We start from the raw sequence: 497 nt of genomic DNA, 5'->3' as shown, positions 1-497 counted from the left end.
GTGTCCGCCGAAAGGATGGCATCGTGCGATGCGTTTGATTGCCAGCCATCCGCCTTTGAATGCGCCGTATTTTTTGATGGCTTCGACTGCGTATTGTGAACAGGTCGGGGTATAGCGGCAGCGCGGCGGAATGAGAGGGCTGATGCAGTATTGGTAAAAGCGGATGAGTGCAAGGAGGAGCTTGGAAAGCAGGGTGTTCATCGGCGTTTTTTCATCAGCTGGGCAAGTTGGTCTCGGGCTTCTGGGGCAGTTTCCCGATTAAACGCCTGACGCACGCGCACAACAAAATCATGCGGCGGCAGCTGGTGTTGATTCAGTCTGAACCAGTCGCGGATGACGCGCTTCATATAATTGCGGTCGTGGGCGCGTTTGGCGGTCTTTTTGCTGACGACCAAGCCAAGGCGCGGATGGCCGAGCGCATTGTCTGCGGACTGGGAGACTTGCAGCAAATCGCGGCTGCGTCGGTTTTTCAACGCAAAAACGGATGAAAAATCATC

2 protein-coding genes are annotated in these 497 nt (G+C 55.1%); both read right to left on the bottom strand.

The annotated features are described in order from the left end of the window. Positions 1–201, bottom strand: a 201-nt coding sequence (gene yidD, locus ACTHSP_RS21675; protein ID WP_440346966.1) for a membrane protein insertion efficiency factor YidD, incomplete at its 3' end; no start/stop codon positions are given. Continuing rightward, positions 198–497 (bottom strand): ribonuclease P protein component (rnpA, locus tag ACTHSP_RS21670; protein WP_440346965.1); only part of this gene is annotated, 300 nt, incomplete at its 5' end. The genes yidD and rnpA, both read right to left, overlap by 4 nt.

This window comes from Neisseria sp. P0001.S005, assembly GCF_051963715.1.
The sequence above is the reverse complement of the archived record's forward strand: the minus strand, read 5'-3'. Positions and strand labels throughout refer to the sequence as shown.